The following is a 5508-nucleotide window of genomic DNA, read 5'->3' on the forward strand; positions in this document are numbered from 1 at the left end:
CAGACCTGAACTCAACCGCAGCGAGGTGATGTGGCGGCTGATGAAGCATCGCTGGTTGGCGCTCAAGCGGCGCAGCAAGGAGGAGCTTGAGCAGGCTGTGGATCATGTCTTTGCCAACTTTGGCGGGAAATTCAAGATGGATTTTTGAGGTGGACTATTTGTATGGTCTGACTTATCCAAAACCCCAGTCGTTAAACAAAGTCGCATGGCATCCCCAAAAAGTGTTTGAAATCAATCCTGCAATGCATCGTTCTGGATGCGTGAACAGGTACAACAGATCCGACAAACTTGACTGGGTACCTCCCCGGTCCGTCAAGCTGCTGGGTCAGGTGCGCGAACGGGTTCGCTACCTGCGCTGCAGCTTATAGACCGAGAAGGCTTACGTCTACTGGGTCAAGGCGCAGGTGCTGGGTGCGACCAACCCGCTGGATGGCGCATCAAGGCGCAGCCGGCACCACCTGAACCCCACCAGGCATCACCGGCAGCGTGCCCGCCGCGCGTTTGGCTTCCCATTCGGCTTGCAGCGCGGCGTCGCTCTTGTAGTGCGGCACGCGCAACACCAGGCGCTTGGTGCGCACCCACAAGGGGTTGGAGCCCACTATTTCGCTGTCCCAATACCGGTGGGCGCGTTGCAGGTTCAGCTCGGTTTCCATTTCAAACTGGTCGCGTGAAGACTGGCCGCCAAAAACATACAGCTTGCCTCGGTAAATGCGCCAGGTGTTGGGCCCGCCGCCGGCGCCCCAGGGCACGGCGTAGTTGATGCCGTTGCTGCAATAGCCGCCAAACTGGGGCATGTATTTCGTGGGCTCGCGCAAAAAGGTGGCCTTGTTGGCTTCGCTGGCAAAGCGCCAGGTCACGCCCAGGTGGTCGGCCTGGATGGCGGGGTTGCCCGGCACGGCGTCGTTTTGGGCGAAATAGGCCACGGGGTCGTGGCCCATCAGCATCAGTTGGCTGGCTGCGGCGTCGCTGGTGGTGCGAAACGGGGGGCCTTGGTCGGCGCGGCCAGCGGGGGCCACGCTGGCGCAGCCGGTGAGCAGGCCGGCCGCGCTGGCGGTGATCAGGCCCAAGGCGTGTCGTCTTTTCATGGTGTTCCTTGGTTGAATGATGCGGGTTGGTGTCGTGGTGATCGACGATGCCGGAGCGCTGCGCCGGGGCGCGCAGCGGTGCAGCCCAGGGCAGCGCGGGTCCGGGTTTCCCGGCCCGTAGCTGCCGCCCCCTGGGGGGTGACGCCGCAGGCGGCGCGGGGGTTAAACATCCCTTGCCAGGCGAACACCGCTGAACTGCCACCGTGCGTCGGTGGGGAAGAAGTTGCGGTAGCTGGCGCGGATGTGCTCGCGCGGTGTGGCGCACGAGCCGCCGCGCAGCACCATCTGGTTGACCATGAATTTGCCGTTGTATTCGCCCACGGCGCCGGCCCAGGGGCGGTAGCCGGGGTAGGGCGTGTAGGGGCTGGCGGTCCATTCCCACACGTCGCCGCCCATTTGCTGCAAGCCCGGGCCGCTGTGCGCGAGCGGCATGGGGTGCAGCGCGCCGCTGTCCAGAAAGTTGCCTTGGCTGTGCAGCGCGGGGCCGATGGTGCGCGCCGCGTGTTCCCACTCGGCTTCGGTGGGCAGGCGAATGGGTTCGCCGTCTTGCGCGGCGCGCCAGCGGGCGTAGGCGTCGGCCTCGAACCAGCTGATGTGGACCACCGGGGTGTGCGGGTCGATGGGCATGCGCCCGTGCAGGGTGAAGTTGGTCCAGCCGCCGTGTTGCGCGGGGTTGCCGCTTTGCTGCCAATACAGCGGCGCGCAGACGCCTTGCGCGCGCAGCCAGTCCCAGCCAGCGGCCATCCACCAGCGCGGGTCTTGGTAGCCGCCGCCGTCCATGAAGGCCAGCCATTCGCCGTGGGTGACCAGGCGCGTGGCGAGCGCGTGGGGTTGCAGCAGCGCGGCGTGGGCCGGGGTTTCGTTGTCAAAGGCAAAGCCGTTGCCGCTGTGGCCCAGCTGCACGGTGCCACCGGCCAACGCCACCCAGCCCATGGGCGCGGCCACCACGCGGCCCAGCGGCCATTGCGGGTGGTAAACCGGGTTCAGCGGGTTGCTGGCCAGCAGGTGTTTGAGGTCGGTGAGCAGCAGTTCCTGGTGTTGTTGCTCGTGTTGCAGGCCCAGTTCCATGAGCGTGCGCAACGCTTCGCCGGGTTCGTGTTGCAGCAGCGCGGCCATGCGCGCGTCCACCTGGGCGCGCCAGGCCTTCACCTCGGCCAGGCCGGGGCGGGTGATGAGCCCGCGCTGGGGCCGGGGGTGTTGCTCGCCCACGCCCTGGTAGTAGCTGTTGAACAGGACACGAAAGGCGGGGTTGAAGGGCTGAAAGCCGGGCTCGAAACGCTCCAGGATGAAGGTTTCAAAAAACCAGGTGACGTGTGCCAGGTGCCATTTGGCGGGGCTGGCGTCGGGCATGGACTGCACCTGGCAGTCGGCCTCGCTCAGCGGCGCGGCCAGGGCCAGGGTTTGCGCGCGCACCTGGGCGTAGCGCTGGGCCAGGGCGCTGGTGTGGGCGGGGGTGCTGGCTGGGGCGGGGGCGGAAACAAGGGGCTGGGTTTTCATGGGGCGTTTCCTCGGTAGATGCCGCTGGCGATGTAGCCCATGCCCCATTGGGTGCTGCTCCAGTGGAATGGATCGCAGCGCGCGGCCACATGGCTCCAGGGTTCCCACAGGTCGGCGGCTTTGGCGTTGTAGGGGCGGTTCTTCAGCCAGGCCACGATGTTCAGCGGACCGGTCCACCACGGAAAGAACTTGATGCCGGCCATGGCCACGCGCGCGCCCGGTTTCACCTGGCGCAGGATGTTGGCCACGGCTTCGGGCGTGCGGCAGATGTCGTGGGTGTAGTTGAAAAGCACGGCGTCGGCCAGCGCGGGCAGCTGCACGGTTTCGGCCGGTGCGTTGGCGTGCCACACGTTGGCCCAGCGCGCGGTTTGCACGCGCTGGTGTGCCAAGGCAAACATGTCGGGGCTTTGTTCGAAGGCGAGCACCTGGCCGGTCTCGCCCACGGCGTCGCGCAGCAGGGCGTAGCTCAGGCCGGTGCCGGCGCCCACGTCCAGCACGGTCTGGCCGGGCTGCAGCTGCAGCAGGGCAATGGTGCGCCGCCGCAGCGGCATGGTGAATTCGGCCGATGCGTCATAACCCGCCGCCTTGCTGCGGTAAAGCTCGATGGACACTTGGTTGGGGTTCATGTCCGGCTTGGTCGAAGCAGCCGTTAAGAACTTACACGCGAAGCGGAATGCAGCCCCATGACGCCGATGATGATGAGCCCGATGCTCACCATCTTGACGGCCGTGGCGGGTTCTTTGAAGTAGTAGATGCCGATGAGCGCGGTGAGCACCGTGCCCACGCCCGACCACACGCCGTACACCACGCTCAGGCCCAGGGTGCGGATGATCATGGTGTTCAGGCCGAACGAGATGCCGTAAAACACAAAGATGAGCACCGACGGGGTGAGCCGTGAAAAACCTTCGGCCAGGCGCATGGACGTGGTGCCCGCCACCTCCATCAGAATGGCCAGGCCCAGCAAGGCCCAGGCTTGGCTGTGGTTCAGCAGGGGCAGGGCCATGGTGGTGTGTGGCGTGGTTTCAGCGGGTGAGCAGGCGGCGCGAGGTGTGGCTGGCGGCGTCCACCACCGCCACCATGAGCAGCATGGCGGCCAAGATGGTGGCGGTTTTGTTCATTTGGAACAGGCCCATGTGAAACGCCAGCAGCTGCCCCAGGCCGCCCGCGCCCACCACGCCCAGCACGGCGGCGGCGCGGATGTTGTTTTCCCAGCGGTACAGCGTGTAGCTCATGAGTTGCGGCAGCACCTGCGGCAGCGTGGCGTACACAAACACCCGGAAATTGCCCACGCCTTGCACCCGCAGGGCGGCGGCTGGGCCTGGCGGCGTGTTTTCAATGGCTTCGGCAAACAGCCGCCCGAGCACGCCGGTGGTGTGCAAAGCCAGCGCCAGCGTGCCGGCAAACGGTCCCAGACCGGCGGATATGAGCAGCAGCGCGGCCCACACCAGCTCGGGGATGCTGCGCAGTGCGTTCAGCACCAGGCGCGTGGGCGCGCGGCTCCAGGCGCTGTCGCCTTCAAACAAACGGCTGGCGGGCAGGGCCAGCGCCAGCCCGGCCACGGCGGCCAGCACCGTACCCAGGGCCGACATGGCCAGCGTTTCCCAGGCGCCCAGCGCCACTTTGCTCAGAAACGCGGGTGAGGTATCGGGCGGGAAGAATTCGGCCAGAAAGCGGCCCATGCTTTGCGCGGCTTCCAGTGAAAAAAACTGTCCCCATTGCAGGTCGAGCGACCAGAAGCTGGCGACCACCAACACCAGCAGGCCCACCACAAACCAGCAGGCCTTGCAGCGCGCGTCAAACAGCGGTGGCGGGAGTTTGAAGATGTCGTTGGATGCGCGGGGTTTGTTCATGGTGCGCCGAGCCCCCATCCCAGCCTTCCCCCAGAGGGGGAAGGAGCAAAACCGAAGTGCTGCGCGGTTGCGGATGGTCTTCCACACTCAGTGGGGGAAGGGGCAAAACCGAAGAGCTGCGCGGCCGCGCACAGGCACCCTCCCCCGCTGGGGGAGGGCTGGGGTGGGGGCAGGTGGACCACAAATATCCGCTTCATCCCAAAGCCTTTCGCAGCCACGCGCTCACCCGGTCGGCCAGGGCTACCAGCGCCATGAACACCAGCAGCATGCTGGCCACTTCGCCGCCTTCAAACATCTTCATGGAGTTGTCCAGTTGCTGGCCCAGCCCGCCCGCGCCCACAAATCCCAGCACCACCGAACTGCGAATAGCGCATTCCCAGCGGTACACGGTGTAGCTCGTCAGCTCGGCGGCGCTGGTGGGCAGCAGACCGTAAAAAAACGCTTGCAGCCGCCCACTGCCGTTGCGCAGCAGGGTTTCGGTGGCGTGGGTTTCGCCGCTTTCCAGAATTTCGCCGTACACCTTGCCCAGCATGCCGCCGTAGGTGAGCGCAATGGCCAGCACGCCGGCCGTGGGCCCCAGGCCCACCACGCGCACAAACACCAGCGCCCACACCAGCTCGGGCATGCTGCGCAAAAAAATCAGCAGCCAGCGCACGCTCTGGCGCAGCCAGTAAGGCCCCCGCGCCATGCGGCCCGACAGCGCCGAGATGGACAACACCCGCGTGTTCAGCAGCGTCAGCGGCACCGCCACCACCAGCGCCAGCGTCACGCCCGCGGTGGCCATGGCCACGGTGCGCCAGGTCTCGCGCGCCACCATGGTCAGAAATTCGGCGTCAAACACCAGCGGCCAGAAACTGCCGATGAACTGGGCGCTGATCTTGACGTTGTCGGGCTCCAGCAGCACCCAGGGCTTGAACTCGGTGGTCACGCCCAGCGGCCACAGCAGCACCACACACAGGCTGGCCCAAAATACGCGGCCCAGCCAGGCCGGGTCGTGGGTGGGGGCGCGGGGGTGCGTCAGCTCAGCCATAAAAACTGTCCTGAAACATGGCTCCACCCCTGCCCCCCACCCCACC

At 66.2% G+C, this 5508-nt stretch carries 6 protein-coding genes; all 6 read right to left on the reverse strand.

Annotation, left to right across the window (positions count from 1 at the left end; genetic code table 11):
* Nucleotides 1-437: 437 nt before the first annotated feature.
* The 6 genes from Q7J58_RS02335 to Q7J58_RS02360 all read right to left on the reverse strand — a co-directional run bounded on the left by Q7J58_RS02335 (nucleotide 438) and on the right by Q7J58_RS02360 (nucleotide 5462).
* Nucleotides 438-1085, reverse strand: coding sequence for a YHS domain-containing (seleno)protein (locus Q7J58_RS02335; protein ID WP_304822865.1), 648 nt, complete (start codon nucleotides 1083-1085; stop codon nucleotides 438-440).
* Between the two features lie 162 nt (nucleotides 1086-1247).
* Nucleotides 1248-2582 (reverse strand): ergothioneine biosynthesis protein EgtB, encoded by a 1335-nt coding sequence (gene egtB / locus Q7J58_RS02340; RefSeq protein ID WP_304822868.1) that lies wholly within the window; start codon nucleotides 2580-2582, stop codon nucleotides 1248-1250.
* Nucleotides 2579-3208, reverse strand: coding sequence for a methyltransferase domain-containing protein (locus tag Q7J58_RS02345; RefSeq protein WP_304822871.1), 630 nt, complete (start codon nucleotides 3206-3208; stop codon nucleotides 2579-2581). The genes egtB and Q7J58_RS02345 overlap by 4 nt, the downstream gene beginning before the upstream one ends.
* A 23-nt stretch (nucleotides 3209-3231) precedes the next feature.
* Nucleotides 3232-3585 (reverse strand): multidrug efflux SMR transporter, encoded by a 354-nt coding sequence (locus tag Q7J58_RS02350; RefSeq protein WP_304822873.1) that lies wholly within the window; start codon nucleotides 3583-3585, stop codon nucleotides 3232-3234.
* 19 nt (nucleotides 3586-3604) lie between these two features.
* A complete protein-coding gene (gene phnE / locus Q7J58_RS02355; protein ID WP_304822876.1) occupies nucleotides 3605-4432 on the reverse strand; it encodes a phosphonate ABC transporter, permease protein PhnE in 828 nt (275 codons plus the stop codon).
* Between the two features lie 193 nt (nucleotides 4433-4625).
* Nucleotides 4626-5462, reverse strand: a complete 837-nt coding sequence (locus Q7J58_RS02360; RefSeq protein WP_304822879.1) for an ABC transporter permease — start codon at nucleotides 5460-5462, stop codon at nucleotides 4626-4628.
* Between the last annotated feature and the right edge of the window lie 46 nt (nucleotides 5463-5508).

It is taken from the genome of Hydrogenophaga sp., from assembly GCF_030656115.1.
In the GTDB taxonomy this organism is placed as follows: Bacteria; Pseudomonadota; Gammaproteobacteria; order Burkholderiales; family Burkholderiaceae_C; genus Hydrogenophaga.

Coding starts and splice junctions, on each gene's coding strand:
- Q7J58_RS02350 (WP_304822873.1), bottom strand. CDS start 3,585: ATGGCCCTGCCCCTGCTGAACCACAGCCAAGCCTGGGCCTTGCTGGGC.
- phnE (WP_304822876.1), bottom strand. CDS start 4,432: ATGAACAAACCCCGCGCATCCAACGACATCTTCAAACTCCCGCCACCG.
- Q7J58_RS02335 (WP_304822865.1), bottom strand. CDS start 1,085: ATGAAAAGACGACACGCCTTGGGCCTGATCACCGCCAGCGCGGCCGGC.
- Q7J58_RS02345 (WP_304822871.1), bottom strand. CDS start 3,208: ATGAACCCCAACCAAGTGTCCATCGAGCTTTACCGCAGCAAGGCGGCG.
- Q7J58_RS02360 (WP_304822879.1), bottom strand. CDS start 5,462: ATGGCTGAGCTGACGCACCCCCGCGCCCCCACCCACGACCCGGCCTGG.
- egtB (WP_304822868.1), bottom strand. CDS start 2,582: ATGAAAACCCAGCCCCTTGTTTCCGCCCCCGCCCCAGCCAGCACCCCC.